Annotated in this window: 24 protein-coding genes and 1 tRNA gene; 18 read left to right on the top strand and 7 right to left on the bottom strand. The window is 70.8% G+C overall.

What is annotated here, in order from left to right; all coding sequences use genetic code 11:
* Positions 1-43 precede the first annotated feature (43 nt).
* Entirely contained in the window at positions 44-601 is a 558-nt protein-coding gene (locus tag B7K22_RS01675) for a hypothetical protein (protein WP_084038055.1), read from the top strand.
* On the opposite strand, the gene B7K22_RS01670 is transcribed toward B7K22_RS01675, so the two are convergent.
* Genes B7K22_RS01670 through B7K22_RS01650 form a run of 5 tightly spaced genes read right to left on the bottom strand, consistent with a single transcriptional unit; the run spans position 598 to position 8,027 of the window.
* Complete coding sequence (locus tag B7K22_RS01670; RefSeq protein ID WP_084038054.1) at positions 598-2,208, bottom strand: GAF domain-containing protein; 1,611 nt, start codon at positions 2,206-2,208, stop codon at positions 598-600. The genes B7K22_RS01675 and B7K22_RS01670 overlap by 4 nt on opposite strands.
* A complete protein-coding gene (cydC, locus tag B7K22_RS01665) occupies positions 2,201-3,898 on the bottom strand; it encodes a thiol reductant ABC exporter subunit CydC (protein WP_084038053.1) in 1,698 nt (565 codons plus the stop codon). The genes B7K22_RS01670 and cydC overlap by 8 nt, the downstream gene beginning before the upstream one ends.
* The gene (locus B7K22_RS01660) at positions 3,895-5,481 is read right to left on the bottom strand and encodes an ABC transporter ATP-binding protein/permease (RefSeq protein ID WP_084038052.1); all 1,587 of its coding nucleotides are present in this window, start codon (positions 5,479-5,481) and stop codon (positions 3,895-3,897) included. Before B7K22_RS01660 ends, cydC begins: the two co-directional genes overlap by 4 nt.
* Before the next feature lie 3 nt (positions 5,482-5,484).
* On the bottom strand, positions 5,485-6,540 hold the full coding sequence (cydB, locus tag B7K22_RS01655) for a cytochrome d ubiquinol oxidase subunit II (RefSeq protein ID WP_084038051.1): 1,056 nt from the start codon (positions 6,538-6,540) through the stop codon (positions 5,485-5,487).
* 11 nt (positions 6,541-6,551) lie between these two features.
* Positions 6,552-8,027: a cytochrome ubiquinol oxidase subunit I gene (locus B7K22_RS01650; RefSeq protein WP_084038050.1), complete on the bottom strand. Its 1,476-nt coding sequence runs from the start codon at positions 8,025-8,027 to the stop codon at positions 6,552-6,554.
* 418 nt (positions 8,028-8,445) lie between these two features.
* Here B7K22_RS01650 and B7K22_RS01645 point away from each other — a divergent pair, with 418 nt between their 5' ends.
* The 17 genes from B7K22_RS01645 (at position 8,446) to B7K22_RS01570 (ending at position 24,001) form a co-directional block, all read left to right on the top strand.
* Complete coding sequence (locus B7K22_RS01645; protein ID WP_234983261.1) at positions 8,446-11,010, top strand: Rne/Rng family ribonuclease; 2,565 nt, start codon at positions 8,446-8,448, stop codon at positions 11,008-11,010.
* A 135-nt stretch (positions 11,011-11,145) separates the two neighbouring features.
* Complete coding sequence (gene rplU, locus B7K22_RS01640; protein WP_084038048.1) at positions 11,146-11,454, top strand: 50S ribosomal protein L21; 309 nt, start codon at positions 11,146-11,148, stop codon at positions 11,452-11,454.
* Between the two features lie 13 nt (positions 11,455-11,467).
* Positions 11,468-11,722, top strand: a complete 255-nt coding sequence (gene rpmA / locus B7K22_RS01635; RefSeq protein WP_084038047.1) for a 50S ribosomal protein L27 — start codon at positions 11,468-11,470, stop codon at positions 11,720-11,722.
* A 92-nt stretch (positions 11,723-11,814) separates the two neighbouring features.
* Positions 11,815-13,338: a GTPase ObgE gene (gene obgE / locus B7K22_RS01630; protein ID WP_084039641.1), complete on the top strand. Its 1,524-nt coding sequence runs from the start codon at positions 11,815-11,817 to the stop codon at positions 13,336-13,338.
* Positions 13,339-13,384: 46 nt separating this feature from the next.
* Entirely contained in the window at positions 13,385-14,500 is a 1,116-nt protein-coding gene (gene proB, locus B7K22_RS01625) for a glutamate 5-kinase (protein ID WP_234983260.1), read from the top strand.
* A gap of 187 nt (positions 14,501-14,687) precedes the next feature.
* Positions 14,688-15,785, top strand: coding sequence for a sugar ABC transporter substrate-binding protein (locus tag B7K22_RS01620; protein WP_084038045.1), 1,098 nt, complete (start codon positions 14,688-14,690; stop codon positions 15,783-15,785).
* Positions 15,786-15,881: 96 nt separating this feature from the next.
* A complete protein-coding gene (locus B7K22_RS01615; RefSeq protein WP_084038044.1) occupies positions 15,882-16,631 on the top strand; it encodes an ATP-binding cassette domain-containing protein in 750 nt (249 codons plus the stop codon).
* Positions 16,628-17,920 carry a sugar ABC transporter permease gene (locus B7K22_RS01610; protein ID WP_084038043.1) on the top strand — a complete coding sequence of 431 codons (1,293 nt, stop codon included), beginning with the start codon at positions 16,628-16,630 and terminating at the stop codon, positions 17,918-17,920. Before B7K22_RS01615 ends, B7K22_RS01610 begins: the two co-directional genes overlap by 4 nt.
* Positions 17,921-17,984: 64 nt before the next feature.
* Complete coding sequence (locus B7K22_RS01605; protein WP_084038042.1) at positions 17,985-19,265, top strand: glutamate-5-semialdehyde dehydrogenase; 1,281 nt, start codon at positions 17,985-17,987, stop codon at positions 19,263-19,265.
* A gap of 54 nt (positions 19,266-19,319) precedes the next feature.
* Complete coding sequence (locus B7K22_RS12180; protein WP_200807345.1) at positions 19,320-19,466, top strand: hypothetical protein; 147 nt, start codon at positions 19,320-19,322, stop codon at positions 19,464-19,466.
* Between the two features lies 1 nt (position 19,467).
* Positions 19,468-20,064 (top strand): nicotinate-nucleotide adenylyltransferase, encoded by a 597-nt coding sequence (nadD, locus tag B7K22_RS01600; protein ID WP_084038041.1) that lies wholly within the window; start codon positions 19,468-19,470, stop codon positions 20,062-20,064.
* Positions 20,057-21,988: a hypothetical protein gene (locus B7K22_RS01595; protein ID WP_084038040.1), complete on the top strand. Its 1,932-nt coding sequence runs from the start codon at positions 20,057-20,059 to the stop codon at positions 21,986-21,988. The genes nadD and B7K22_RS01595 overlap by 8 nt, the downstream gene beginning before the upstream one ends.
* Entirely contained in the window at positions 21,988-22,341 is a 354-nt protein-coding gene (gene rsfS, locus B7K22_RS01590; RefSeq protein ID WP_084038039.1) for a ribosome silencing factor, read from the top strand. Before B7K22_RS01595 ends, rsfS begins: the two co-directional genes overlap by 1 nt.
* Before the next feature lie 9 nt (positions 22,342-22,350).
* Entirely contained in the window at positions 22,351-22,968 is a 618-nt protein-coding gene (locus tag B7K22_RS01585) for a histidine phosphatase family protein (protein ID WP_084038038.1), read from the top strand.
* Positions 22,965-23,564 carry a histidine phosphatase family protein gene (locus B7K22_RS01580; RefSeq protein WP_084038037.1) on the top strand — a complete coding sequence of 200 codons (600 nt, stop codon included), beginning with the start codon at positions 22,965-22,967 and terminating at the stop codon, positions 23,562-23,564. The genes B7K22_RS01585 and B7K22_RS01580 overlap by 4 nt, the downstream gene beginning before the upstream one ends.
* A 66-nt stretch (positions 23,565-23,630) precedes the next feature.
* A tRNA-Ala gene (locus B7K22_RS01575) sits at positions 23,631-23,703 on the top strand.
* An 85-nt stretch (positions 23,704-23,788) separates the two neighbouring features.
* Positions 23,789-24,001, top strand: coding sequence for a hypothetical protein (locus B7K22_RS01570; protein WP_084038036.1), 213 nt, complete (start codon positions 23,789-23,791; stop codon positions 23,999-24,001).
* 17 nt (positions 24,002-24,018) lie between these two features.
* Here B7K22_RS01570 and B7K22_RS01565 read toward each other — a convergent pair whose 3' ends face one another.
* Both B7K22_RS01565 and B7K22_RS01560 read right to left on the bottom strand, forming a co-directional pair.
* Positions 24,019-24,687, bottom strand: a complete 669-nt coding sequence (locus B7K22_RS01565; RefSeq protein WP_084038035.1) for an NADPH-dependent F420 reductase — start codon at positions 24,685-24,687, stop codon at positions 24,019-24,021.
* The gene (locus B7K22_RS01560; RefSeq protein WP_084038034.1) at positions 24,684-25,730 is read right to left on the bottom strand and encodes an Atu2307/SP_0267 family LLM class monooxygenase; all 1,047 of its coding nucleotides are present in this window, start codon (positions 25,728-25,730) and stop codon (positions 24,684-24,686) included. The genes B7K22_RS01565 and B7K22_RS01560 overlap by 4 nt, the downstream gene beginning before the upstream one ends.
* Between the last annotated feature and the right edge of the window lie 75 nt (positions 25,731-25,805).

Raw genomic sequence — 25,805 nt, 5'->3', positions numbered from 1 at the left:
CATGACGGTCGCACCTCGGATCCCGGTGGGACGCTCGAGGAGCATGCGAATCGTGATGATGATGGTGTCGCTGATCGCCGCGGTCGCGGTGGGCGTGCTTCACGCCCCCGCGGCCGCGGCGCATGGCGGCCCCTATGAGTTGGAAGTGCAGAATGACGGCGCCGGAGGCGTGCAGGTCGTCGCTCACTACGTCGAGGACGGTCACCGGGTCGAGGCCATCATGGATCCCGTGGTCACGGCGGTCTCGGCCGACGGGATCGAGCGCGGCCCAGTGCGCCTGATCTCATCCGCTGAGGGCCGAGGGCGTTGGATCTCCGAGGAGCCTTTCCTGGACACCGGCGACTGGACCGTGACCGTGACCACCACGACGCCTCAGGAGGTGTCGACCACGGTGGAGTTCACGGTCGAGGCCACGGAGCCGGCGCCCGCGCCGGAGTCCGCTGCGCCGGAGGAGTCACCCTCGGCGGAGCCGGACGCGAGCGACGACGCCGCCGACGGTGACGAGGCCTCGGGCATGTCGACGTGGCTGATCGTCGCCATCGTCGCGGTGGCGGCGGCCGTCGTCGCCGGAGTGCTCGTGTGGAGGCGCCGCCAGAGCTAGACGAGCGCCTCGACGTTCCAGACTGCGATGCACCCCGGGCGCTCTGCGCCCGGGGTCGCTTCGTCAAGGCTGAACGTGCCGTTGCGCCGGAGCGCGCGGTTCGCGAGGTTCGACGTGCCGGAGTGACGCCGCATCGCGCCAGCGGGTCCCACGCCGTCGTCCTGAACCCTCACCTGGGCGCGGCCGTCGCCAGCAGTCAGGTCGATCGACACGACGCCGGCGTGCGCGTGCCGAGCGACGTTCGACACCAGTTCGCGCGTGACCGCCACGAGGTCATCGGCGAGCGTCGGGTCGTTCTCGACGGCGTCGTGCAGGGTGGGCCACTGCGCGGTCACCGAGGGCCGAAAGCCCAGCATGTCGCGCGCGATCAGCAGCTCCCTCCGCAGGCGCTCGTCGATGGGCTCGAGGCTGCGCTGGCCCGCCAGCGCGCCCATCACGCCGCGGACCTCGTGCTGGGCTCGCTTGATGTGCTCGAGCGTCGAGCGCAGGCGCGCGGCGTGCGCCGCCGACACGTCCTCGGCGATCGCCTCGATCTGCATCGCGGTCGCGAACAGCTCCTGGGAGACGAAGTCGTGAAGGTCGTCGGCGAGGCGGGCGCGTTCCTCGAGGAGCGAGGAGACGGACTTGACGTGGTTCAGCTCCGACATCGACAGCGCGACGGCTGCCTGGCTTGCGAAGCGCTGCGCCACAGCCAGGTCGGACGGCCCGAACTCGGCTCCGCCGCGCTGTCGCCACAGCATGAGCAGGCCGACGGTGTCGCCTTGCGCGACGAGAGGTGCGTACAGGCTCGGGCCGTAGTCGGCGATCTCATCGAGGACGCTCGGTCCCGGAGGCTCGGGCGCGACCATGCCCTCTCCATCGCGAATCACGGACATCGCGGTGCCGTTCTCGGGGAGCTCGAGACCGAGCAGCCGGTGCGCCGCCTCGCCCGCCGTGACCTCCAAGACCCAGGCGTCTCCCACTCCAGGCAGCACCAGCGCGGCGGCGCTCGCCGCTGACAGCTCGAGCGCGGTGTCGATGACCTCCTGCAGGCCAGCATCCGCGTCATCGTCCGACAGCAGCCGCGTGGTGATGCGCTGCGCGCCCGCGAGCCATCGCTCGCGCGCGAGAGCGAGCTCGTAGAGCTGCGCGTGGTCGATGGCCACCGATGCGGCTGCGGCCAGCGCACGCACATCGTGGCGGTCGTCCTCGGTGAAGTCGTCAGCCTTGTTGGCAAGGTACAGCTGGCCGAATACTCGGCCGCCCACGCGCAGCGACGTCCCGAGGAAGGTCGTCAGGGGTGGGTGTCCTGGAGGCAGGCCAGTCCTGGCCGGGTGCGTCGTGACGTCGTGCACGGCGAGGGTACCCTCGCGCGGGATCTGGCCGAGCACCCCGATGGGCTCCGGCGGCCTGCCGATGATCGCGGCCACCGCGTCGGGCATGCCACGAGAGTGGAACTCCTGCGACCGGCCCTGCGCGTCCAGGACGTTGATCGCCGCGTAGGGGGCCCCGGTGAGGCCGGTGGCGGCATCCAGGAAGGCATCGAGCACAGCGGGCAGCTCGAGCGCGGAGTTGAGCGCGATGATGGCATCCGCGAGCGCGCGTTCCCTCGAACCGGCGTCACGCATCGGAGCCCACCGATCCGATGCTCACCGTACGGTCGGCGGCGTCGAGAAGATCGAGGTCGTGCGTCACGATCACCACGGTACGGCCCTCCTCGCGCATGCGTGCGAGGACGGCGCGCAACGCCTCACGCCCCGCCGCGTCGAGGTGCTCGCCGGGCTCGTCGATCACGTGCGCCGGCTGGCGCGTCAGCAGCGCGCGGGCGAGCAGCAGGCGTCGCCTCTCGCCGCCGGACACCGTGCCGCCGCCTGAGCCGACGAGCGTGTCGAGACCATCGGGCAGCGTCTCGACCCACGCGGCGAGGCCGACGGTCGCCAGCGCGTCCCGCGCCTGAGCCTCTGTGATGTCGCCGCGCGCCGCTCTGAGGTTCTCGAACACGGTGGTGCCGAACAGATGGGCGTCCTCGGCCGTGACCGCGATCGCCGCACCGAGATGCGCGACGCTCGCCCGCTCGCCGTCGATGAGCGCCTCGCCACCGTGCGGCGCGAGCGCGCCCGCCAACGTGGCGACGAGCGTGGTCTTGCCTATCCCGCTCGGCCCGACGATCGCGACCACCTCGCCCGGAGCGACGACGAACGACACCGGGCGAGTGGGCGCCATCTGCGGCCACGCAGCGGACAGCTCGCGCGCCTCGATGGTCACGGCGCTGCGCACGGCCGATGCGCTGGCTGGGCCCCGGTTCCCCCTCTGCTCGGCGGGAGGAGGGACCTGGCCCGCGTCGTCGTAGGGCGCGAGCTCCTCGATGCGGCGCGCAGCCGCGGCTGAACGTTCGAGCTGCTGCACTGCCGCGGGGATCGCGTTCACCGCCTCGAAGGCGGCGAGGGGAAGCAGCGCGACCACGGCCGCGGTCGTGGGGCCGATGGTGCCAGCGAACGCCTGCGACACCGCGATCGCGATCGAGGTGATGAGCGCGCCACCCGCGGCCAGCACCTGCACGGCCGCGGCGAGCGCGGCGGGCCGCGCCGCTGCCTCGTGTGCCGCCCGACTGTCCGTCTCGGCGTTGGCGAGCGCGTCCATGGCGTCTGCCTGGGTTCCCCACACGAGGTGCTCGGGTGCCGCCTCGATGGCGGCGAGCGAGCGCTCGGTGACCAGTGCATCGGCGGTCACGCCCTTGGAGGCGGCGACCCTGGCCGATCGGCGCGTGAGCGCCGCGGTGCCGAGGCCAGCGAGCAGCAGCCATGCGGCGAGTGCCGCGCCGGCGACCGGAACGGTGATCGCGGCGATCGTGACGGCGACGCCCGAGACCGACACCGCGACGGCGGTCGGGATGAGTCCGCGGACGACGGCGTCGCCCACGGCGTCGATGTCGGCTCCCAGGCGCGCCATCACCTGACCCCGGCTGAGCGGGAGGACTCGGGACGGAGGCGCGCTCGCGAGTCGCTCGTAGACCCGCACGCGCAGCGCGACGACCCCTCGCAGGGCGACGTCGTGCGAGGCGAGGCGCTCGAGGTACCTGAACAGGCCGCGGCCCACGCCGAAGAAGCGCACCACGACGGCCGCGATCGCGAGATCGGCGGGGGAGGGCATCCCGGCGGCCTTGGCGATCATCCATGCAGCGGTCGCCGCGAGCCCCACCGCGGAGCCGATCGCGGCGGTGCCCCACAGCACCGCACCCGTCGTCCGAGCTCGCGACACCTGTGCGTCCGTCAGCGCCCGGCGCAGTGCCCGCGCTGGCGAGACGCCGCCCGCCGTCATCCGCTCGCCGCCCTCGACGACAGCACCTCGACCACGCGATCGGCGGCCCCGATCAGCGCGGGCTCGTGGCTGGCGACGATCACGGTCCGCCCGACGGCGGCTGCGGCGCGGATGCGCACGACCACGTCGCCACGCGCGGCGCTGTCGAGGTGCGCGGTCGGCTCGTCGAGCACGAGCACGGGGCGGTCGGACTCGAACGCCCGAGCGAGCGCCGCCCGCTCGCGCTGACCGAGGCTCATCGTGCGGCCCTCGACGCCGAGGTCGGGCCGCTGCGGCACCCACGCGCATTGGCGCGCCCAAGCGTCGGCGTCCACCTCAGCGAGCGGCACCGTCGCGCCATTGCTCAGGCGCGCGGCGACGGCTCCGGCATCCCCGGCGAGCAGGCCCATGAGCGCGAGGAGCGCTGTGGACTTCCCATCGCCGTTCGGGCCCACCAGCGCCGTCACCTCGCCCGGCCGAGCCTCGAACGACAGCCGGTGGGGGGCATGGCGCGCGGCGTCGGGCGTGGCGACGGTGAGGCCGGTCGCCACGATCGCCGCGCCGGTGAGATCGGGCGCCGGGCCGGAGCCCCCCACGCGCGAGGGGTCGGTGTCGAGGACGGCGAACGCCGCATCGGCTGCTGCGAGACCGTCGGCGGAGGCGTGAAAGTGGGTGCCGACGTTGCGCAGCGGAAGGTACACCTCCGGGGCGAGCACCAGCACCGCCAGCGCGGTCTCGATGCTGACCTCGCCGTACACCAGGCGGAACCCGAGGGTCACGGCCACCAGAGCCACCGCCAGGGTGGTGAGCAGCTCGAGCACCATGCCGGACAGGAACGCGATGCGCAGGGAGCCCATGGTGGCTCGCCGCTGACGGTCGCCCAGCTCGCGGACGCGTGCCGCTGGACCCAGGTGGCGGCCGAGCGCTCGCAGGGTCGGCAGTCCGGAGATCAGGTCGAGCGTGCGAGCGGCGAGACGTTCCATGGCCTCGATGTGCCTCGCGGATCGCGCCTGGGTCAGCAGTCCGATGAGGACCATGAAGATCGGCACCAGGGGAATGGTGAGACCGATGATCGCTGCGGAGATCCAGTCCAGGTCGAGCACCACCAGCAGCATGAGGGGGGTGACGGTGCATGCGAGCAGCAGCTGCGGCAGATAGCGCACGAAGTAAGGCAGCAGGCCGTCGAGGCCGCGAGTCGCGGTGGTGGTGATCGACGCCCCGTCACCGGAGGCGACCCACCGCGGCCCTAGTCGTGCGGCGTGTGCGACCACCCGCGCTCGCAGCGCGGCGATGACGTCGACACCGGCCCGATGCGCGAGTCGCTCCTGAACCCAGGTGATCGCCACGCGGAGCGCCACCAGCACGCCGATCCACGCCAGCGCGACGGAGAGGTCGCGAGCGGCCACGGGCATGGCGAGCCCCAGCCAGCCGAGCCCGTCCTCGGTGAGCGGCGCGGGGGCGAGCACAGGCGCAAGCGCTCGCGAGATCGCGAACGCCTGCAGGCCGATGATGATCGCGGTGGCGAGACCGAGCGCGGCCGTGACGATCACGTACCGGCGCGCGGGGCCGATGCGCGCGAGCAGCCGTGGATCGACGGGCCGCACGCGCTACTTCTCGACCTTGGTCTTCTTGTCCTTCTTGGGCAGGAACGTGAGCGAGCTGTGCTCGGGGATGTTGTCCTCGGACAGGCGGCGGCGGAACACCCAGTAGGTCCAGCCCTGGTAGAGCAGGACGATGGGGGTGAAGATCACCGCGACCCAGGTCATGACCGTCAGCGTGTAGTCCGTCGAGGAGGCATTCTCGACGGTGAGCGAGTACGCCGGATCGGTGCTCGACGGCATGACGTCGGGGTACAGCGAGCCGAAGATCAGCACCACGGCGAAGGCGATGGCGACGGCGTTGCCCACGAACGCCCACCCGAAGCGTCCGGCCCGCCCGGCGACGAGCGCGACGACGAGTCCGGCCGCCGCGACGGCGACCACGGCCCAGGTCCAGGTGACGGAGTACGCCACCTGGGTCCAGATCGCGAAGATGGCCGTCACCACGAGCGCGATGGGCGCCATGGTGCGGGCCACGGCCTCGGAGCGCTCGCGCACCGCGCCGTGCGTCTTCAGCGACAGGAAGATCGCGCCGTGCGACAGGAACAGCACGAGCGTGGTGGCACCGCCGAGCAGGGCGTAGGGGTTCAGCAGGTTGAGCACGCCGCCCGTGTACGTCATGGTCTCGTCGATGGGCACCCCGCGCACGATGTTCGCGAAGGCCACGCCCCACAGGATGGACGGCGCCCAGGCGGAGCCCATGATCACCCAGTCCCACCGGCGGCGCCACGCGTCGTCGTTGATCTTGCCGCGGTACTCGATGGCGACCGCCCTCACGATGAGCGACAGCAGGATCAGCAGCAGCGGGACGTAGAACCCCGAGAACAGCGTCGCGTACCAATGCGGGAAGGCCGCGAACGTCGCGCCGCCGGCCGTGAGCAGCCACACCTCGTTGCCGTCCCACACGGGTCCGATCGAGTTGAGCGCCACGCGCCGGCCGCGGTCGCCCTTGCCGACCTTCTCGAGCAGCATGCCCACGCCGAAGTCGAATCCCTCGAGCACCAGGTAGCCGGTCCAGAGGATGGCGATGAGGACGAACCACACCAGCGGCAGATCGAGATCCATGGTCTGGCCTCCTAGTACGCGAACGACATGGGCTTGTCGGCGCTGTCGTCATCGCTCGGCGGTTCGTAGTGCGCCAGGGGCGCCCCCTCGACTGCATACCGCTGGATCAGCCGGAACCAGAACACCCCGAGGATCGCGTAGACCACGGTGAAGGCCGACAGCGACAGCGCGACCTCGCCGATCGACGTCGACGATGACACCCCGAGCATGGTCATCAGCATGACCTGATCGGACCCGGTGGGGTTGGGCGCCACGACGAACGGCTGGCGCCCCATCTCCGTGAAGATCCATCCGAAGCTCGCGGCCAGGAACGGCATGGGCAACGAGATGAGCGCGAGCTTCCTCATCCACGGCTGGTCGATGACGCGTCCCCTCCGCGTGAACCAGTAGATCGCCACGCACAGCGCTGCCGAGAACGCTGCGAGCCCGATCATGAGCCGGAAGGACCAGTAGGTGACGAGGAGGTTGGGCCGGTACTCGATCTCCTCGCCGTTCTCGTCGACCGCGCCGTAGCGCTCGGAGTAGATCTCCTGCAGGTCGTTGATGCCCAGCACCTCGCCGTTCCAGTCGCCGGTCGCGAGGTAGGACGTGAGCCCGGGGATCTCGAGGACGTGGTGCACCGACTCGGGGTCGTTGCCCGCGAGGTTGCCGATGGTGAGCAGCGAGAACGGTGCCGGCTGGGCGGTGTCCATCAGCCCTTCGGCCGCCGCCATCTTGATGGGCTGCTGCTGGAACATGAGCTTGGCCTGGATGTCGCCGGTGACGATCACCGCGATGCCGGCCAGCAGCATGACGGAGGCGCCGAACCGCGCCGCGGTGCGGTACATCGGCAGATCGGGGTGGGCCTTGTCCTGCCGTGCGTGACGGACCATCCAGTACACGGCGATCCCTGCGACGAAGGTGCCGGCCACGAGGAATGCCGTGGCGATGACGTGGGGGAATGCCACGAGCGTCGTGTTGTTGGTGAGCACCGCCCAGAAGTCGGTCATCTCCGCGCGACCCGTCTCCGGGTTGAACTCCGCTCCCACAGGGTGCTGCATCCACGAGTTGGCGGCGATGATGAAGTACGCCGACAGCAGCGATCCGGCGGCGAACGCCCACACCGTCGCGAGGTGCACCTTCTGCGGCAGCCGGTCCCAGCCGAAGATCCACAGGCCCAGGAACACCGACTCGAGGAAGAAGGCCGCGAGCGCCTCGATCGCGAGCGGGGCTCCGAAGATGTCGCCCACGAACCGCGAGTACTCCGACCAGTTCATGCCGAACTGGAACTCCTGCACGATGCCCGTGGCGATGCCGAGCGCGAAGTTGATGAGCAGCAGCTTGCCGTAGAACTTGGTGAGCCGCAGGTACTTGTCGTTGCCCGTGCGCACCCACGCCGTCTGCATGATCGCCACCAGCGTCGACAGCCCGATCGTCAGCGGCACCAGGATGAAGTGATAGACCGTCGTGATGCCGAACTGCCATCGAGCCAGGTCGAGGACTTCCATGCCGGTTCCCTTCAGCGCGCGGAAGCGGGGCGACTTCCTGACCTAGAATCTACCTGGTGAGGGGGTAGTGGTGCACCGGGACCAAGGTCCCGGTGCCCGGCGGCTGCGGGGCGCGGAGAATCGCCCGAGCTCGGAGCTCCCCTGCGTTCTCTGGCTCATGTGTCACAATGGTGGGCAGGTCGCACCCAGCCACACCGGGTGCCAACCGCGCGACAGACGCAGCGACTGCGCAGCAGCCAGTCCCGTCCTGGTCCCGCCGGGCTACAGCCAGAAGGCGGAGACATCGGGGATAGGCGCTCGACAGCAGGCGCCGCTGTCCGCCGCGACCTGAAGACTTCCGTGGCCACAGATCGTGAGTCACGAACGACGAGAGAGAATCGAGGCGGCGTGTGGGCCGTGTCGATCCGAGGTACCCGCGTTGAGCGAGGACAAGACCACCACAGAGACACCGACCACCGCCGTGATCTTCCAGGCGCCGGAGCCGGCTCAGCCGCGCCGGGCATCGGCCCCCGCCGGCCCGCCCGCGGCGTCGAAGCCCGCGAAGGGCTCGGGCGACACGTCCCAGCGTGACGCGGCCGACTCCGCGACGGCGAAGGCCGAGAAGGCGGACTCGGGCAAGGGCGACGACGCCAAGGCGGGTGCGGGCAAGCCGAAGGGGCAGCGCAAGCCCGGCGGGAGCAAGAGCAAGGGCGCGAAGGCCGGCGCGCGGGCCAAGGGCACCGACACGTCCAGCGACGGGGACGCGAAGCCCAGCAAGGATGATGAGTCGGCGGACGCATCGGCGTCTGGCACCGATGACGGCGACAACGACGCCGACGCGGGCGACGGCCCCAAGCGCCGCCGGCGGCGCGGCGGCCGAGGGCGCGGCAAGAAGAGGCCGGAGGGAGAGGGCTCGTCCGAGGGCGAGAACGCTGCGAGCGACGATGCGCCCGATGGTGAAGGCGGCGACGCGGCAAGGGACGACGAGGGCGACGGCGAAGGCGGCTCGCGCCGCCGGCGACGCCGCCGCGGCTCGCGGTCCGGCTCGGGATCCGGCGGAGGTTCCGGATCCGGAGGCGGCGACGACCAGCTCCAGGGCTCGACCCGCCTGCAGGCCAAGCGCCAGCGGCGTCGCGAGAGCCGCGACGGTCAGCGCCGACGCCCGGTCATCTCCGAGGCCGAGTTCCTCGCGCGCCGCGAGGCGGTGAAGCGCGACATGGTGGTGCGCGAGAAGGACCACCGTGTCCAGATCGCGGTGCTCGAGGACGACGTCCTGGTCGAGCACTACGTCTCGCACCAGGCTCAGCAGTCGATGGCAGGCAATGTCTACCTGGGTCGCGTGCAGAACGTGCTGCCCGGCATGGAAGCGGCGTTCGTCGACGTCGGCCGCGGTCGCAATGCCGTGCTGTACGCGGGCGAGGTGAACTGGGACGCGGCCGGGCTCGAGGGCAAGCCGCGTCGAATCGAGCTCGCCCTGAAGCCGGGCGACACGGTCATGGTGCAGGTCACCAAGGACCCCATCGGGCACAAGGGAGCCCGCGTCACCAGCCAGATCTCGCTCGCCGGGCGCTTCCTGGTCTACGTGCCGGGTGGGGGCGTCACCGGCATCAGCCGCAAGCTGCCCGACACCGAGCGCGCCCGCCTCAAGAAGCTGCTGCGCGAGGTCATCCCCGCGGATGCCGGCGTGATCGTGCGGACCGCAGCCGAGGGCGCCTCCGAGGAGGAGCTGCGCGCTGACGTCGACCGCCTCAAGCGCCAGTGGGAGGGCATCGAGGCCGAGGCCAAGACCGCCAAGGCCCCCACGCTGCTGCGCGGCGAGCCCGACATGGCCATCCGCGTGGTGCGCGACATCTTCAACGAGGACTTCGAATCGCTCACCATCCAGGGCGACGACACCTGGAACTCCCTGAGCGCCTACGTGGGGCAGGTCGCTCCTGACCTCATGCCTCGCCTGCACAAGTTCACGGGTGACGGCGATGTGTTCGCGGAGCACCGGGTGGACGAGATGCTCACCAAGGGCATGGACCGCAAGGTCTGGCTGCCGTCCGGTGGCTCGCTCGTGATCGATCGCACCGAGGCCATGACGGTCATCGACGTCAACACCGGCAAGTTCGTGGGCAAGGGTGGCACGCTCGAGGAGACGATGACGCTCAACAACCTCGAGGCGGCCGAGGAGATCGTGCGGCAGCTGCGCCTGCGGGACATCGGCGGCATCATCGTCATCGACTTCGTCGACATGCTGCTCGAGGCCAACCGCGACCGCGTGCTGCGCCGGCTCATCGAGTGCCTGGGCCGGGACCGCACCAAGCATCAGGTGGCTGAGGTCACGTCGCTCGGCCTGGTCCAGATGACGCGCAAGCGCGTGGGCCAGGGCCTGGTCGAGGCGTTCTCCGAGACATGCGAGCACTGCAAGGGCCGCGGCTTCCTCGTTCACGGCGAGCCGGTGGCGGAGGCGAGCGAGAAGCAGCCCGAACGTCGTCGCGGCGGTCGTGGGGGCCGCGGCGGCTCCAACGGCGGTGGCAACGGAGGCGGCGGCAACGGCGGCTCGGGTGGCGGCAGCGCCAAGAAGCCAGCCGACGATCACGTGCACACCCAGCCCAAGGGCGAGACGCACGCGCTCGACGACCGCGAGGAGGCGCGCGCAGCGGTGAAGGCCACGCTCGCGTCCATCGCAGCGGCCGCGGAGAAGGCTCATCACCACGACGAGGAGTCCGGTGGCGGCGACGTCCCGCGTGAGGTCGTCATCGGCCTGCCCGAGCGTTCCGAGGCCTCCACTGGGGATGCTCGGGGGGCCGCGCAGCCCGATCCCGAGCCTGCCCAGGAGGGGGCGCAGGACACGTCCTCGCAGGAGGACGCTCCCGAGCGGCCGACCCAGGACGAGGCTCCCGCCGAGCGAGCGCAGGAGCCGGGAGTCGAGACTGACCCAGCGCCCGCATCGGCGCCGGACACGAGCCCCCACGGCGACGCGTCAGCGGAGCCCGTCGAGGACAGTCAGAACAGCTAGAACGAGGCCGCATCCCGGTTTGACCGGGGTGGGGGCGAGCAGGTACATTTGTACGTCGGCGCGAGAGCGCCACGGTCCTGCCTGCGCCCATGCGGCAGCGGCAGGAAACCATCCAGACGTAGAGGATTCAGATTCATGGTGTACGCGATTGTGAAGGCCGGTGGCCGCCAGGAGAAGGTCTCCGAGGGCGATGTCATCGTCGTCGACCGTCTTAAGGCAGCTGCGGGTGACTCCGTCGAGCTGACCCCCGTGCTCCTGGTGGACGGCGAGAAGGTCACGTCGGACGCCAAGGCGCTCGCCAAGATCACGGTGACCGCGGAGGTCGTCCGCGACGAGCGCGGCCCCAAGATCGACATCCTGAAGTACAAGAACAAGACCGGCTACCGCAAGCGCATCGGCCACCGTCAGGAGCTCACGCGCCTGAAGGTCACGGGCATCAAGTAAGCGAGGACTACCCATGGCACACAAGAAGGGCGCGAGCTCCTCGCGCAACGGTCGTGACTCGAACGCCCAGTACCTGGGCGTGAAGCGCTTTGGCGGCGAGGTCGTCACCGCGGGCGAGATCATCGTTCGCCAGCGCGGCACCCACCACCACCCCGGCAACAACGTGGGCCGCGGCAAGGACGACACCCTGTTCGCCCTCGAGGCCGGCACGGTGCAGTTCGGCCGCCGCCGTGGCCGCAACGTCGTCGACGTGGTGGCAGCGGGCTAGCAGCCGCATACAGAGTTCTCTCGTCAGGGGCGTCGCCGATGCGGTGGCGCCCCTGACGTCTATCGTGGGGACGTCCCCATCGAGGAGGCATGATGGCCACGTTCGTCGACCGCGTCACGCTGCACGTGACGGGTGGCAACGGCGGCCACGGTGTCGCGTCGGTGCATCGCGAGAAGTTCAAGCCGCTCGGCGGACCCGACGGCGGCAACGGCGGCCGCGGAGGCTCCGTGGTGCTGGTGGTCGACCCGCAGGTGACCACGCTGCTCGACTACCACCACAGCCCGCACCGGCGCGCGGCGAACGGCAGCCAGGGCGCTGGTGATCACCGTCACGGCGCAAATGCTGCGGATCTGCGCCTGGGAGTCCCGAACGGCACCATCGTCAAGTCCAAGGACGGGGACGTGCTCGCTGACCTGGTGGGCGATGGCGCCCAGTTCGTGGCCGCGGCAGGCGGGCGTGGTGGCCTGGGAAATGCGGCGCTCGCGACGACCAAGCGCAAGGCTCCTGGATTCGCGCTGCTGGGAGAGCCCGGCGAGGAGGCGACGGTCGTCCTCGAGCTCAAGTCCATCGCGGACGTCGCGCTCGTGGGCTATCCGAGCGCGGGCAAGTCCTCGCTCATCGCCGCGATGAGCAAGGTGCGCCCCAAGATCGCCGACTACCCCTTCACGACGCTCGTGCCCAACCTCGGGGTGGTCGAGGCCGGCGGCTCGCGCTTCACCATGGCGGACGTGCCCGGCCTCATCGCCGGAGCATCAGAGGGCAAGGGCCTGGGGCACGACTTCCTGCGCCACATCGAGCGATGCTCGGTCATCGCGCACGTGCTCGACACCGCGACGCTCGAGTCCGACCGCGATCCACTGCGCGACCTCGAGGTCATCGCAGGGGAGCTGCGCGCCTACACCGGCGACGCGGCGATCAGCGGCGTGCCTCTCGCGGAGCGCCCTCAGGTCATCATCCTCAACAAGGTCGACGTGCCTGACGGACGCGAGCTCGCGGCGATGGTGCGCGACGAGCTCGCGGAGACCGGGATGCCCATCTTCGAGGTGAGCGCGGTGAGCCACGAGGGCCTGCGCGAGCTGTCCTTCGCTCTCGCGTCGATGGTCGGCGAGCACCGAGCTGCGGAGCCCGAGCTCGAGAAGGCGCCTGTCGTGATCCGCCCCAGGTCCGTCGACGACACGGGATTCACCGTGACCCACGTGCGCGATGGGGCCGAGGACTACTTCCAGGTGCGCGGCGTCAAGGTCGAGCGGTGGGTGCGCCAGACCAACTTCGCGAACGACGAGGCCGTCGGCTACCTCGCGGATCGGTTGGCGAAGGCCGGCGTCGAGGACCAGCTGTTCCGCGCGGGCGCGGTGCCGGGCTCCGAGGTCGTCATCGGCCCGCGCGAGGGCGGCGTGGTGTTCGACTGGGAGCCCACGATGGCGACGGGCGCCGAGCTGCTGGGCTCGCGCGGCTCCGACCTGCGCGTCGAGGAGCACGAGAGGTCCACCCGCGCGACGCGTGCCGAGAAGCGCGCGGAGCACAAGGAGCGCATGGATGCGAAGTCCGCGGCCCGCGAGGAGCTGTGGACCGAACGCCAGGCGGGTCACTGGACCGACCCCAACGAGGACGACTGACGCGCCGCTGGAGGCGCACGAGCAGCACGACCGAGCAGGAGGCTCAGTGACCGGCACGAGAGAGGCGATCGCATCTGCGCGTCGCATCGTGGTGAAGGTGGGCTCGTCGTCGCTGACCGATGCCGATGGGCGACTGAGCCTGGCCTCCGTCGAGCGCCTCGCGGACGTCCTCGCGGGGCTGCGTCATACGGGCCGCCAGGTGATCCTGGTGACCTCCGGAGCCATCGCGGCGGGGATCGGCCCCATGGGCCTGCCCGCGCGCCCCAAGGATCTGGCGACCGCGCAGGCCGCCGCGTCGGTGGGTCAGGGCGCGCTGGTCGCCGCCTACTCAGCGGCGTTCGCCGTCCACGAGATCGCGGTCGGTCAGGTCCTGCTCACCGCCGACGACATGGTGCGCCGCTCGCACTACGGCAACGCCCAACGCGCCTTCAACCGCCTCCTCGACCTGGGCATCCTGCCCATCGTCAACGAGAACGACGCCGTCGCCACCGACGAGATCCGATTCGGTGACAACGACCGGCTCGCCGCGCTGGTGGCCGCGGTGGCGCACGCCGATGCGCTGGTGCTGCTGACTGACGTCGACGGGCTGTACACCGCGGCGCCAGGCACGGCAGGGGCACGGCGCATCGACGAGGTGCACGGCCCCGAGGATCTCGTGGGCGTCGACGTCTCCCGCCGCGGCAGCCACCTGGGCACGGGCGGCATGATCACCAAGCTCGAGGCCGCATCGATCGCGACCACTTCCGGGATCTCCGTGGTGCTCGCCTCGACCGCGGACGCCGCGTCCGCAGTCGCGGGCGACTCCGTCGGCACCCTGTTCCACCCGACGGGCAAGCGCGACACCACGCGCCTCCAGTGGCTCGCCCATGCCGCTCGGACCCGGGGCGCGATCGTGGTTGACGACGGCGCTGCGCGCGCGCTGCGCGGAAGGCGCGCGTCCCTGCTCGCGGCTGGGGTGACCGAGGTTCGCGGATCGTTCGAGTCGGGGGAGCCCGTGGACCTGCTCGGGCCAGACGGCGCGCTGGTCGCTCGTGGCTTCGCGGGGTTCTCAGCGGACGAGGCGCGGCAGATGCAGGGTCTCAGCACCGAGGCTCTGGGAGATCGGCTTGGCGACGCCTTCGCTCGCGAGCTGATCCACATCGACGACCTGGTCGTGATGTAGGGCGCCTCCTCACCGCCCACAACGTGCTCGCGCTGCCGATCGCGCCTTGACCAAATCGTGATCGAATCGTTCGCGAACTGGACTCGAGAACGCTGGATGTGAGGGCTCACCGTCGCTACTGTGACAAAGGCCACTCACTGTTGAGTGGCCCCTGGGGGAGTTCCTCCGTGACACAGAGAGGTGTGATGTGAAGAAGAACGCATGGCTCAGCATGGCCGCGACGGCTGGCGTCGCCGCGATGGTGCTCGTCGGCTGCTCGAGCGAGGAGCCCACAGACAATTCCAGCGACCCCGGTGCCGAGTCGGGCGAGCCCGCGGCTCAGGCCGACGGTCGCGCGTGCGTGATCCTTCCCGATGCGGCGTCCTCGCCGCGCTGGGAGAACGGTGACCGTCCGGCCCTCGAGGCCGCCATCACCGACGCCGGCTTCGAGGTCGACATCCAGAACGCGCAGGGCGACACGGCGCAGTACGCCACCATCGCCGAGCAGCAGATGACGGGCGGCTGCGACGTGATGCTGCTGGTCGACCTCCAGGGCGCGGCGGTGTCCGTCATGGAGAACGCGCAGGCCGAGGGCATCCCGGTCATCGCGTATGACCGTCCGATCGCGGGCGCCGACTACTACGTCTCCTTCGACAACGTCCGCGTGGGCGAGCTCGAGGGCCAGGCGGTGCTCGACGGACTCGAGGCCAACGGCGTCGACCCGGCCGAGGCCGTGGTCGTCTACATCGGCGGAGACCCGGCAGATGGCAACGCCGCGATGTTCTACGAGGGTGCCACCTCGGTGATGGAGGGCGCGGGCATCACCCCGGCTGCCGAGCCCCCTGGCCTGTGGGACGGCGAGCACTCCGCGACCGTGTTCGAGCAGGCGCTCACCGAGCTCGGCGGCGAGGTCGACGCCGTGTGGGCCGCCAACGACACCAACGCCGCGGGCGTCATCACCATCCTGGACAAGAACGGCCTGACCGTTCCCGTGTCGGGTCAGGACGCCTCGGTCGCCGGACTCCAGAACGTCCTGCTCGGCAAGCAGACCGCGACGGTCTACAAGCCCTTCCAGGTCGAGGCGGACGCGGCTTCCGAGCTCGCGATCGCGCTGCTCAACGGCGAGTCGCCGGAGGCTGACATGCAGCTCGAGGACGGCACCCCGTTCATCGCGGTCGACCCGATCCTCGTGGGCCCCGAGGAGGTCCAGCAGGTGATCGACGACGGCAACGCGTCCTACGAGGAGATCTGCACCGGCGAGGTCGCCGCCAAGTGTGACGAGGTGGGGCTGACCCCGGCCGCGTAGGCCGTCCGACACCCCAGCAGGGAGGGCGGTGCGACGTGCGCACCGCCCTCCCTGACCTCGCATGCTCATCCAGGTCTCGAAGGAGAGGACCCCCCCGTGAACCAGCCGATCATCGAACTCAAGAGCGTCACCAAGAGCTTCGGACCCGTGAATGTCCTCAAGGGCATCGACTTCACCGCGCACGAGGGCCGCGTGACGGCGCTGGTCGGCGACAACGGTGCGGGCAAGTCCACTCTCATCAAGGGGCTTGCAGGCGTGCAGCCGTACGACGGCGGTGAGGTGCTCTTCGAGGGCGAGCCCGTCCATCTCCACCATCCGCGCGACGCCTCGCGCCACGGCATCGAGGTCGTCTATCAGGACCTCGCCCTGTGCGACAACCTCGACATCGTCCAGAACATGTTCCTCGGTCGCGAGGAGATGGCGACCGGCGCCTTCGACGAGGGGCGCATGGAGGTCGAGGCAGCCGCCGCGCTGCAGTCCCTCAACGTCCGCACCGTGAGCTCCCTCCGGCAGAAGGTCGCCTCGCTGTCGGGTGGCCAGCGCCAGACGGTCGCGATCGCGCGCGCCGTGGTGAAGCAGGCCCGCGTGGTGATCCTCGACGAGCCGACGGCGGCGCTCGGCGTGGCGCAGACCGAGCAGGTGCTGAACCTCGTGCGGCGCCTCGCGGACAACGGCGTGGCAGTGGTCATCATCAGCCACAACCTGCAGGACGTCTTCCAGGTGGCCGACGACATCTCCGTGCTCTACCTCGGCTCGATGACGGCGCGACTGCGCCGTGAGGACACGAACGCGGACGACGTGGTCGGGTACATCACCGGCACCAAGTCGATGGAGGCCATGGCATGAGCGGCGACTCGGCAGACGTGACCTCCCAGAGCGACGTGGCGCGCACTGCGGCGCGCGAGTCAGACGCGCCCACGCTGCTGGGCAAGGGCGTCGAGAACAGCCCGCTCGAGCACGGCAGGGCCTACCTCCAGCGGCTGCGCGGGGGAGAGATGGGCGCGCTCCCGGCCATCGGCGGCCTGCTGGTGCTGTTCGTGATCTTCCACTTCGCGAACGACCTCTTCACCACGCCCCGGAACATGGCGAACCTCATCACGCAGGCCGCCCCGCTGGTGGTGCTGGGCATGGCGCTCGTGTTCGTGCTGCTGCTGGGCGAGATCGACCTGTCCGCCGGGGTGACGTTCGGCGTCGCGATGGCGGTGTTCGTCAAGTACACGCAGCCGGACGGCCTGTCGTGGCCGGTGGCGCTCCTGCTGTCGCTCGGCATCGGCTTCACCATCGGGTTCGTGATCGGCTTCTTCGTCGCTCGCATAGGCGTTCCGTCCTTCGTCGTGACGCTGGGGCTGTTCCTCGGACTCCAGGGCGTGATCCTCATGATCATCGGCGCCGGCGGCACCTACCGGCTGATCCCTGAGCCCATCAAGGCGATCCAGAACTCGAACCTCGCTCCATGGGAGGGCTGGGCGCTGCTCGCTCTCGTGCTCGCCATCCTCGTGGGCGTCGCGATGTGGGATCGAGTGCGGCGCTCCAGGGCAGGTGCTCCCAACCCGTCCATCTGGATCCCGATGGTGAAGCTCATCGCCATCGCCGCGGTCGGAGTCGCGTTCGTGCTGTTCCTCAACATCGATCGCGGCGGCGTCAACCGCGCCATCCAGGGCGTCCCGATCGTCGTGCCCTTCGTGCTCGCGATCGGCATGGTCGGCACCTACGTGCTGGACCGCACCCGGTTCGGCCGATACATGTACGCGATCGGCGGCAACCGCGAGGCGGCACGACGCTCGGGCGTGAACGTGACGCTCATCAAGTGGTCGGCGTTCGTGATCTGCTCGAGCCTCGCCGTGGTCGCCGGACTCCTCTTCGTCTCGCGGGTGGGCTCCGCCGACGCGTCGACGGGTCGCGAGATCGTGCTGTCGGGCGTCGCGGCTGCCGTGGTCGGCGGCGTCAGCCTCTTCGGCGGCCGAGGTCGGCTCATGCACGCCGCGGTCGGAGCCCTCGTGATCGCGACCATCGAGAACGGCCTGGGACTGCTGGGCTTCTCGGCGGGCGCCACGCTCGCGGTCTCCGGTGGCGTGCTCATCCTCGCCGCCACCGTCGACGCGCTCGCGCGAAGGCGCAGCGGCGCAGTCACCTGACGCAAGGCCCGGCCCCGCAGCTCGCGCGGGGCCGGCCTTGCGTGCGCGCGTAGACTCGTCTGTCATGACCGACACCGTGCCCGCCACCGACGTCGAAGCCGCCGTCCTCGAAGCCTGCCGCAGGGCCAAGCTCGCCTCGCGCGCGCTGGCGACGGCCACCCGCGCCGCCAAGGACGCGGCGCTGCACGCCATGGCCGACGCGCTCGTCGCGCAGTCCGAGCGCATCGTCGCCGCGAACGCCGCCGACCTCGAGCGCGGCCGCGCGAACGGCATGGCCGCCGGCCTGCTCGACCGCCTCGAGCTGACCCACGAGCGCGTGGGCGCCATCGCGGACGCCTTGCGGTTCCTTGCCACGCTTCCCGACCCCGTGGGCGAGGTGCGCCGCGGCTCCACGCTTCCCAACGGCCTGAGGCTGGTGCAGCAGGCGACGCCCATGGGCGTGGTCGGGATGATCTACGAGGCGCGGCCCAACGTCACCGTCGACGCCGCTGGCCTCGCCCTCAAGTCGGGCAATGCCGCCGTGCTGCGCGGCGGCTCCGCGGCGGCGAGCTCCAACGAGGTCATCGTCGCGGTGCTTCAGGACGCCCTGGAGCGCGCCGGACTGCCGCGCGACGCCGTCCAGTCGATCGATGCCCACGGCCGCGAGGGCGCACGAGTCCTCATGAACGCCAGAGGCCTCGTGGACGTGCTGGTGCCTCGTGGAGGACGAGAGCTGATCCAGGCGGTGGTGCGCGACTCGACCGTGCCGGCGATCGAGACCGGCGAGGGCAACTGCCACGTGTACCTCGATGCCTCGGCGCCGCTCGAGCGGTCGGTCGAGATCGTCATGAACTCCAAGACCCAGCGCGTGGGGGTGTGCAATGCGGCGGAGACGCTCCTCGTGCATCGGGACGCCGCCCCGACGGTCCTTCCCGCGGTCCTCGCCGCGCTGTCGGCTGCCGGCGTGACGCTGCACACCGATGCCCGCGCATCGGCCCTCGCCGATGTTCCCACCCAGCCCGCGACCGATGAGGACTGGGCGACCGAGTACCTGAGCCTCGACCTCGCCGTCCGCGTGGTCGACTCGCTCGACGAGGCGATCGAGCACATCCAGCGCTACAGCACCGGCCACACCGAGGCGATCGTGACGGAGTCGCTAGCCGCGGCCCAGCAGTTCGTCTCCGCCCTCGACACCGCAGCCGTCCTCGTGAACGCGTCGACGCGCTTCACCGACGGCGCCCAGTTCGGGCTGGGAGCCGAGATCGGCATCTCGACGCAGAAGCTGCACGCGCGCGGCCCGATGGGGCTGGGCGAGCTGACGACGACCAAGTGGATCGTCTACGGCGACGGCCACGTGCGCGACTGACGCCCCACCCGCCGTGGAATAATCGACCGATAGTCCCGAGGAGAGGATCGCCGAGTGATCACCGAAGCCGCTGAGACGACCGCGCACGTGGTCAACGAGCTGCCCATCCCCGCCGAGGCCATCGGCCTGCTCGCCCTGACCGGCCTCATGGCACTGCTGTTCATCACCTACGCGTTCAGGAGCATCGGCGACCGTCACTGACGTGAGCGCACCGCTGTCGCGGGTCGGCGTGCTCGGAGGCACGTTCGACCCGATCCATCACGGCCACCTTGCGGCCGCGTCGGAGGTGTGCGCGGCCTTGGGCCTCGACCAGGTGCTGCTCGCGCCCACCAACCGCCAGCCGTTCAAGGAGGGCTTCGACTCGGCACCGGCCGAGGACCGCCTCGAGATGTGCAGGCTCGCCGTCCTGGGGGACGACCGCCTTGCCGTGACGCCCGTCGACATCGAGCGCGGTGGAATCACCTACACCGTGGACACCCTGACCGACCTGCGCGACCAGCTCCCGGGAGCACAGCTGTACTTCATCACCGGAGCCGATGCGCTGGAACGGCTCTCGGAGTGGCGCGAGGCCGAGCGACTCGGCGAGCTGGCGAGGTTCGTGGGAGTGACTCGGGCCGGTCATCCGTTACCCCAGTTGGATACCGCACACACGTTGGTGGAAGTTCCTGCCATGGCGGTATCCTCAACCGATGTTCGCCGCCGGGTGAGGGCCGGAGCGCCTATCCGCTATCTGGTCCCGCGCGCCGTAGCCGACTACATCGCCACGCACGATCTGTATGCCGGAGGATGGGATGACTGACGAGGGCCAGCAGCTCTCGCGCCGCGAGCGGCGCGCGCGTGCCGAGCGCGCCGCCAGTCGGCAGGCCGAGGACACGGCGTCGCTCGACCTGGAGCCCATCTCCGACTCGATCCCCACTCACGGAGCCGATGGGCGTGTGCTGAGCCGCCGCGACCGCAGGCGGCTCGAACGTGCGGAGCGTCCTATGGAGACGTGGACCGCCGAGGAGGAGATGCTCGCGACCGGGCAGATCCCCGCGATGACCCCGGAGAGGATCGCCGAGCAGGAGCGCATCGCCCGCGAGAAGGCGGAGGAGGCGCAGCGCGAGGCGCTCACGGCCAGCGAGCAGATCCCCGCTGCGCCGAGCGATGCTCGTGGCCCCGATGCTGCCGACGCCGGCTCAGTCGATGGCGAGCCCGACCCCCCGCAGCGCACCTCGCTGATCCCCGGCGCCACTGAGGGGGACGAGGAGACGGACTCGGACACGATCTCCGTGGCCGACGCCGATCTCGGCCTGGCCGACGGGGAGCCGGATGGAGGCGAGGCCGACGGCACCGAGGCCGACGGCAGCGAGCCCGACAGCGATGGGCCCGGTGACGACAAGCCCGGTGACGACAAGCCCGGTGACGACAAGTCCGGTGACGACGACTCCGTCGAGGACACGACGAGCGGCCGTGTGGCCATCGACGACGACACCGACGATGAGATGCGGGGGGACGCGCGAGCCGAGCGCGACGAGCCCGCGTTGGCCTCGTGGGCGCCGATCGTCGCGCCAGGGCAGTCGTCGCCCGCCGAGAGGAAGCCGGCGGAGCCCGCGCCCGCGCCGTCACAGGAGAGTGCGAGCCAGCCCGTCGACGCCGAGCACGAGACCGTGTCGGCCGAGGAGGCGCCCGCGGACCCGGCCCGGCCTGCTCAGGAGGAGGCGAGCGCACCAGAGGCATCGTCCGACTCTCAGCCGAGCGAGCCGTCGCTGCCGTCCGGGATGCCAGCAGGCATGTCGCCGGAGCTGTTCGCCGCACTGTTCCCGCCCGGCTCGTTGCAGCGCCGCCTCATGGAGCAGCAGAGCGCTGCCGAGCAGGCGAGCACCGCAGGTGTCGAGGCCTCGACGGATGTCGAGGCCGACGACGATGGCACCGATGAGATCCGGCGCTTGAGCCAGGAGGCGGCCGCCGGAATCGACGAGGTCACCGGCGAGCGCGCAGAGGCGGCGGCGCCGGAAGAGCCTGCTCCCGCATCGCCGTGGGATCACGTGTCGCCGCCGTCCGCTGGTGTTCCCGAGGCGTACGCCACCCCCTCCCATGAACCACCGTCCGCCGCGTCCGTGGAGCGGCCGTCCGTGTGGGAGTCGCAGCCGTGGGATCGAGCGCCATCCGACCCGAGTGCCGCGACGCCGTCCGAGGCTGCTGCCGGCGACGATCCCGCCCCGTTCAGCGGACCTGTCCAGCTCGACGCGGAGGACTTCAAGGAGCGGGCGGCCCAGGGGCAGCCCTCGTTCGAGGCGATACTCGGGACCGCGGATCGCGAGCAGACGGCGCGGCTCGATGCAGTCGCGCTCGGCACCCTCGACGCCAACGCTGTGGACTTCGACAGCGCGCCGGCGCCCTCCGAGCCGGCGGCGGACGCCGCGTCGACCGCCACCGCGGATGCCGGCACGGATTGGAGCGCGCTGCCGCTCAGCAGCGTCGATCACCAGGCGCAGGAGCTGCCCGAGGTGGCTGCGCGCGCCGACATCGAGCATCCGGATCTCAGCTCAGTGGGGCAGCGCAGGTTCCCTCCGTACCAGGTGGAGCCCGTGCCGACGGGCCAGATCGAGGTGCCGCCACGCGAGCGACCCGAGCTGGACTCCGCGGGGGGAGCGAGGCACTTTCGCTGGGCGCATCTGCTCGTCATCGGCGCGGTGTCGCTGCTGATCGGCGTGGTCGTCTACAACGTCTGGCAGGGTTGATGAGCGCATCTGAACGATCCATCGAGCTCACGCGCATCGCAGCGGCGACCGCGGACGACAAGAAGGCCACCGAGCCGGTCGCGCTCGACGTGAGCGAGCGGATGCCGCTCGCCGACGTGTTCCTGGTCCTGTCGGGCTCGAACGAGCGTCAGGTGGTCGCGATCGCGGAGGCTGTGGAGGAGGCGCTCCACGCTGAGGGCGTGAAGGCGCTGCGGCGCGAAGGCGTCCGCGAGGGCCGATGGGCTCTGCTGGACTTCAACGATGTCATCGTGCACGTCATGCATCAGGAGGATCGCGCCTACTACGAGCTCGAGCGCCTGTGGAAGGATTGTCCCGTCGTCGAGCTCGACTAGGGGGTGCCGATGCGGGTGTTCGTCGTTCGTCATGGGCAGACGACCTGGAACGTCGAGGGCCTCCTGCAGGGGGCCTCGGACGTCCCCCTCACGGAGGCGGGACGGGCGCAGGCGGTGGCGACCGCACGAGTGCTCGGTCGGATCGTGGGCCCAGGAGCGACCGTCGCCTCCTCGCCCCTGTCGCGCGCGCTGGACACGGCCACGGTCATCGGGGAGCAGCTGGGCGTCGCACCCGTCTCCGACGAGCGCCTGCGAGAGCGTGCGTACGGGCCGTGGGAGGGCATCACGCCCGAGGAGCGGCTCGCCGGTTGGCCCGACGAGGTGCGCAGCTGGCGCGAGCACGGAAGCCCGCATCTCGAGGGCTTCGAGCAGCACGACAGCGTGCGCGCCAGGATGGTGGAGGCGATCGAGGAGTGGGCCGACCGCGCGTCCGGCCCCCTGGTGATCGTCACTCACGGCAGCTCGGGTCGCGTGGGGATGCAGGGGCTCCTGGGGCTGTCGCTCGAGCACCGCACGCTCGGCAACCTCGGCAATGCGGCGTGGTCCCGGCTCGCGCGCCGCAGCCGCGGCGACTGGACCCTCGAGCGACACAACATCTCGCCCGAGCCTGCGAGCAGCGCCGCATGAGCCTGATGCTGCTGTGGCGCCACGCGCCCACCGGGTACAACGCGGACGGCAGGCTCCAGGGGTCGCTCGACGTGCCGCTGGGGCACGAGGGCAGGGCGCAGGCCGCCCGGGCCGCGCGGCGCATCGTCGCCCGGTATGGCGAGGACCTGAGGATCGTGTCGTCGCCGCTGGCCCGCGCCCTCGACACGGCGGACGAGCTCGCGACCCTCATCGCCGGCGACGTCGCGGTCGACGACGGGCTCACCCAGCGCCCTTACGGAGCGTGGGAGGGACTCACCTGGGCGGACATTCAGGCGCGCTGGCCCGAGCAGCTCGCCGCGCGGCAGCGGGGCCTCGACCCCGACATCCCTGGCTGGGGTCGCTCCTCGGACGTGGCCGCGCGCGTGGGCGCCGCTCTCAGGCGACAGTGGGACGAGGAGAGGACCACGGTCGTGGTGAGCCACGGCAGCGCCATTCAGCTCGGGCTGCTCGACCTCGTGGGTCTCGACCCCTTGTCGCGCGTGTTCGGCTCCGTCCCTCACGCCGCGTGGCATGAGGTGCTCCAGGTGGAATCGGGAGCGTGGCACGTGGACGCGTTCGCGGTCGGAGCGGATTAGCGTCCTGGGCTCGCCGTGCGTTATGCTGTCAGTCGCTCTTCGGAGCACCTGAGTCCGCGAGGACACGGGGCTGTGGCGCAGCTGGTAGCGCACCTGCATGGCATGCAGGGGGTCAGGGGTTCGAGTCCCCTCAGCTCCACGATGTGTTGAGACAGCATCACGAAGGCCGTTCCCTCAGGGAGCGGCCTTCGGCCTTTCCCGGGCGCGGCGCTAGCGTGGGCAATATGAGCACCCGAGACGTCCCTGCGCAGATCGGCGACCTTCCTCCCATCGGACGCCCTGCCAACAGTGCGCTCGTGGCTCAGGGTCTCACGCGGCTTGAGCAGGTGGCGACCCTCGGAAGGGCGCGCCTGCTCGCTCTGCATGGCGTGGGACCTCGGGCCGTGCGCATCCTCGCGGAGGAGTGCGAGCGGCGCGGCCTGGCGTTCGCAGAGTGATGCGACGGGCGCTCCCGCTACACCGCGACTTCCCTGTCCGCCTTGGAACGGGCCACCAGCGCGACGAGCTCGGGTGCTGCCACATTCGCGCCGAAGGCCGGGGTGCCCGGCTGCAGATGACGGCCAGCGCGCAGCGCTCCGATGTGCACGGGGTCGAAACCGAGGGCGTCGACGACGCGCGCGACGGTCGCGGCGGCGTTGTCGTCGTCGGAGGCGATCGCGATGGCGCGGCGGTCGACGTGGCCGAACGGCCGGCCGCCCTCGTCGAGGTCGTGATAGCCCATGTGGTTGAGCGCCTTCACGACGCGCGCGCCGGCGAGGTGCCGGGCGACGATCTCGGAGGACGTCGTGCTCGGGTCCGTGAGGTCGTCGCGGACCCCGTCGACCTCCCACCAGTAGTTCATCGCGTCGATGACCACGGTGCCTGCCAGCGCATCGGCGTCGAGCCGATCGTGCCGCCCCAGCGGCAGCGCCAGCACGACCGCGTCCGCCCGCTCGGCCAGCGCATCGGCCGTCACCGCGCCCGCACCGGGAGCGAGGACCTCGAGCGTCAGCGCGATGCGCTCCGGGTCGCCCGATCCTGCGACGAGGACGTCGTAGCCGGCTGCCACGGCGAGGCGCGCGACCACCGTGCCGAACTTGCCCGCGCCCAGGACGCCGACGGTGCGCACCTCCAGCGCGGTCATCGCGTCCCACCCTGCGCGAGCAACTCCTTGACGCGAGGGATCACCTGGGTGCCGAACAGCTCGACGGCGGTCATGCGGGCGCTCGCGGGCATGGCTCCGCCGCCGGTGTAGACGAGGTCGAAGCGGCCCGCGTCGACAGCCGTGATCGCCGCCGCCATCTTCGCGGCGACGGTGGCGGGGGCGCCCACATACAGCGAGCCGTGGTCGATCTCGCCGTCGTAGTCGGCGCGGGACATGGGTGGCCAGCCGCGTTCGGCGCCGATGCGGTCGCGCATGGCCTTGTAGCCAGGGAAGTACGCCTCCCGTGCCTCCTCGTCCGTCGCGGCGATGAACCCGTGGCTGTGCATGCCGACGGGGTGGGCGGTCGTGCCCAGCTGCTCGGTCGCGCGCCGGTAGAGGTCGACGTACGGAGCGAACCTCTCGGGAGCGCCGCCGATGATCGCGAGCATGAGGCGGAAGCCGTAGTGGGCGGTGCGGATCACGGACTGCGGCGAGCCGCCCACGCCCACCCAGGTGGTGAGGGAGCCTGAATCGGTCTTGGGATAGACGTCGGCGTTCAAGAGTGCGGCTCGGGTGGTGCCCTCCCACGTCACGGGTCGCTCGGTGAGCAGGCGCGAGAAGAGTTCGATCTTCTCCTCGAACAGCACCTCGTAGTCAGCAAGGTCGAAGCCGAACAGCGGGAAGGACTCGGTGAACGAGCCCCGGCCGAGGATCACCTCGGCGCGCCCGCCGCTGACCGCGTCCAGGGTCGAGAAGCGCTGGAACACGCGGACCGGGTCGTCGGAGCTGAGGACGGTCACCGCCGAGCCCAGCGTGACGTGCTCGGTGCGCGAGGCGATCGCGGCGAGCACCATCTCGGGGGAGGAGATCGCGAAATCGGCGCGGTGGTGCTCGCCGAGCGCGACGGCGTCGATGCCGATCTGGTCGGCGAGCGCGGCCTCCTCGACCACCTGGCGCAGCGATGCGGCGTGGCTCATCGGCTCGCCCGAGTCGTGCAGCGGCAGGTCGCCGAACGTCTCGATGCCGAACGTCACGTCAGTCATGTTCTGCTCCCTCTCGCGCTCCTCATGATTGAAGCGTCAAGTAAGTAGCGTACGCGAGCGGCCGTGTATTCCCGC

It is taken from the genome of Demequina sp. NBRC 110053, assembly GCF_002090095.1.
Taxonomy (GTDB): Bacteria; Actinomycetota; Actinomycetes; order Actinomycetales; family Demequinaceae; genus Demequina.
This window is presented reverse-complemented; position numbering and strand designations above follow the sequence as displayed.

What these genes read in the sequence shown, in the direction of transcription:
- B7K22_RS01675 (WP_084038055.1), top strand. Translation starts at nt 44, where the DNA reads ATGCGAATCGTGATGATGATGGTGTCGCTGATCGCCGCGGTCGCGGTG.
- B7K22_RS01670 (WP_084038054.1), bottom strand. Translation starts at nt 2,208, where the DNA reads ATGCGTGACGCCGGTTCGAGGGAACGCGCGCTCGCGGATGCCATCATC.
- cydC (WP_084038053.1), bottom strand. Translation starts at nt 3,898, where the DNA reads ATGACGGCGGGCGGCGTCTCGCCAGCGCGGGCACTGCGCCGGGCGCTG.
- cydB (WP_084038051.1), bottom strand. Translation starts at nt 6,540, where the DNA reads ATGGATCTCGATCTGCCGCTGGTGTGGTTCGTCCTCATCGCCATCCTC.
- B7K22_RS01650 (WP_084038050.1), bottom strand. Translation starts at nt 8,027, where the DNA reads ATGGAAGTCCTCGACCTGGCTCGATGGCAGTTCGGCATCACGACGGTC.
- rplU (WP_084038048.1), top strand. Translation starts at nt 11,146, where the DNA reads ATGGTGTACGCGATTGTGAAGGCCGGTGGCCGCCAGGAGAAGGTCTCC.
- rpmA (WP_084038047.1), top strand. Translation starts at nt 11,468, where the DNA reads ATGGCACACAAGAAGGGCGCGAGCTCCTCGCGCAACGGTCGTGACTCG.
- obgE (WP_084039641.1), top strand. Translation starts at nt 11,815, where the DNA reads ATGGCCACGTTCGTCGACCGCGTCACGCTGCACGTGACGGGTGGCAAC.
- B7K22_RS01610 (WP_084038043.1), top strand. Translation starts at nt 16,628, where the DNA reads ATGAGCGGCGACTCGGCAGACGTGACCTCCCAGAGCGACGTGGCGCGC.
- B7K22_RS01605 (WP_084038042.1), top strand. Translation starts at nt 17,985, where the DNA reads ATGACCGACACCGTGCCCGCCACCGACGTCGAAGCCGCCGTCCTCGAA.
- B7K22_RS01595 (WP_084038040.1), top strand. Translation starts at nt 20,057, where the DNA reads ATGACTGACGAGGGCCAGCAGCTCTCGCGCCGCGAGCGGCGCGCGCGT.
- rsfS (WP_084038039.1), top strand. Translation starts at nt 21,988, where the DNA reads ATGAGCGCATCTGAACGATCCATCGAGCTCACGCGCATCGCAGCGGCG.
- B7K22_RS01585 (WP_084038038.1), top strand. Translation starts at nt 22,351, where the DNA reads ATGCGGGTGTTCGTCGTTCGTCATGGGCAGACGACCTGGAACGTCGAG.
- B7K22_RS01580 (WP_084038037.1), top strand. Translation starts at nt 22,965, where the DNA reads ATGAGCCTGATGCTGCTGTGGCGCCACGCGCCCACCGGGTACAACGCG.
- B7K22_RS01570 (WP_084038036.1), top strand. Translation starts at nt 23,789, where the DNA reads ATGAGCACCCGAGACGTCCCTGCGCAGATCGGCGACCTTCCTCCCATC.
- B7K22_RS01565 (WP_084038035.1), bottom strand. Translation starts at nt 24,687, where the DNA reads ATGACCGCGCTGGAGGTGCGCACCGTCGGCGTCCTGGGCGCGGGCAAG.
- B7K22_RS01560 (WP_084038034.1), bottom strand. Translation starts at nt 25,730, where the DNA reads ATGACTGACGTGACGTTCGGCATCGAGACGTTCGGCGACCTGCCGCTG.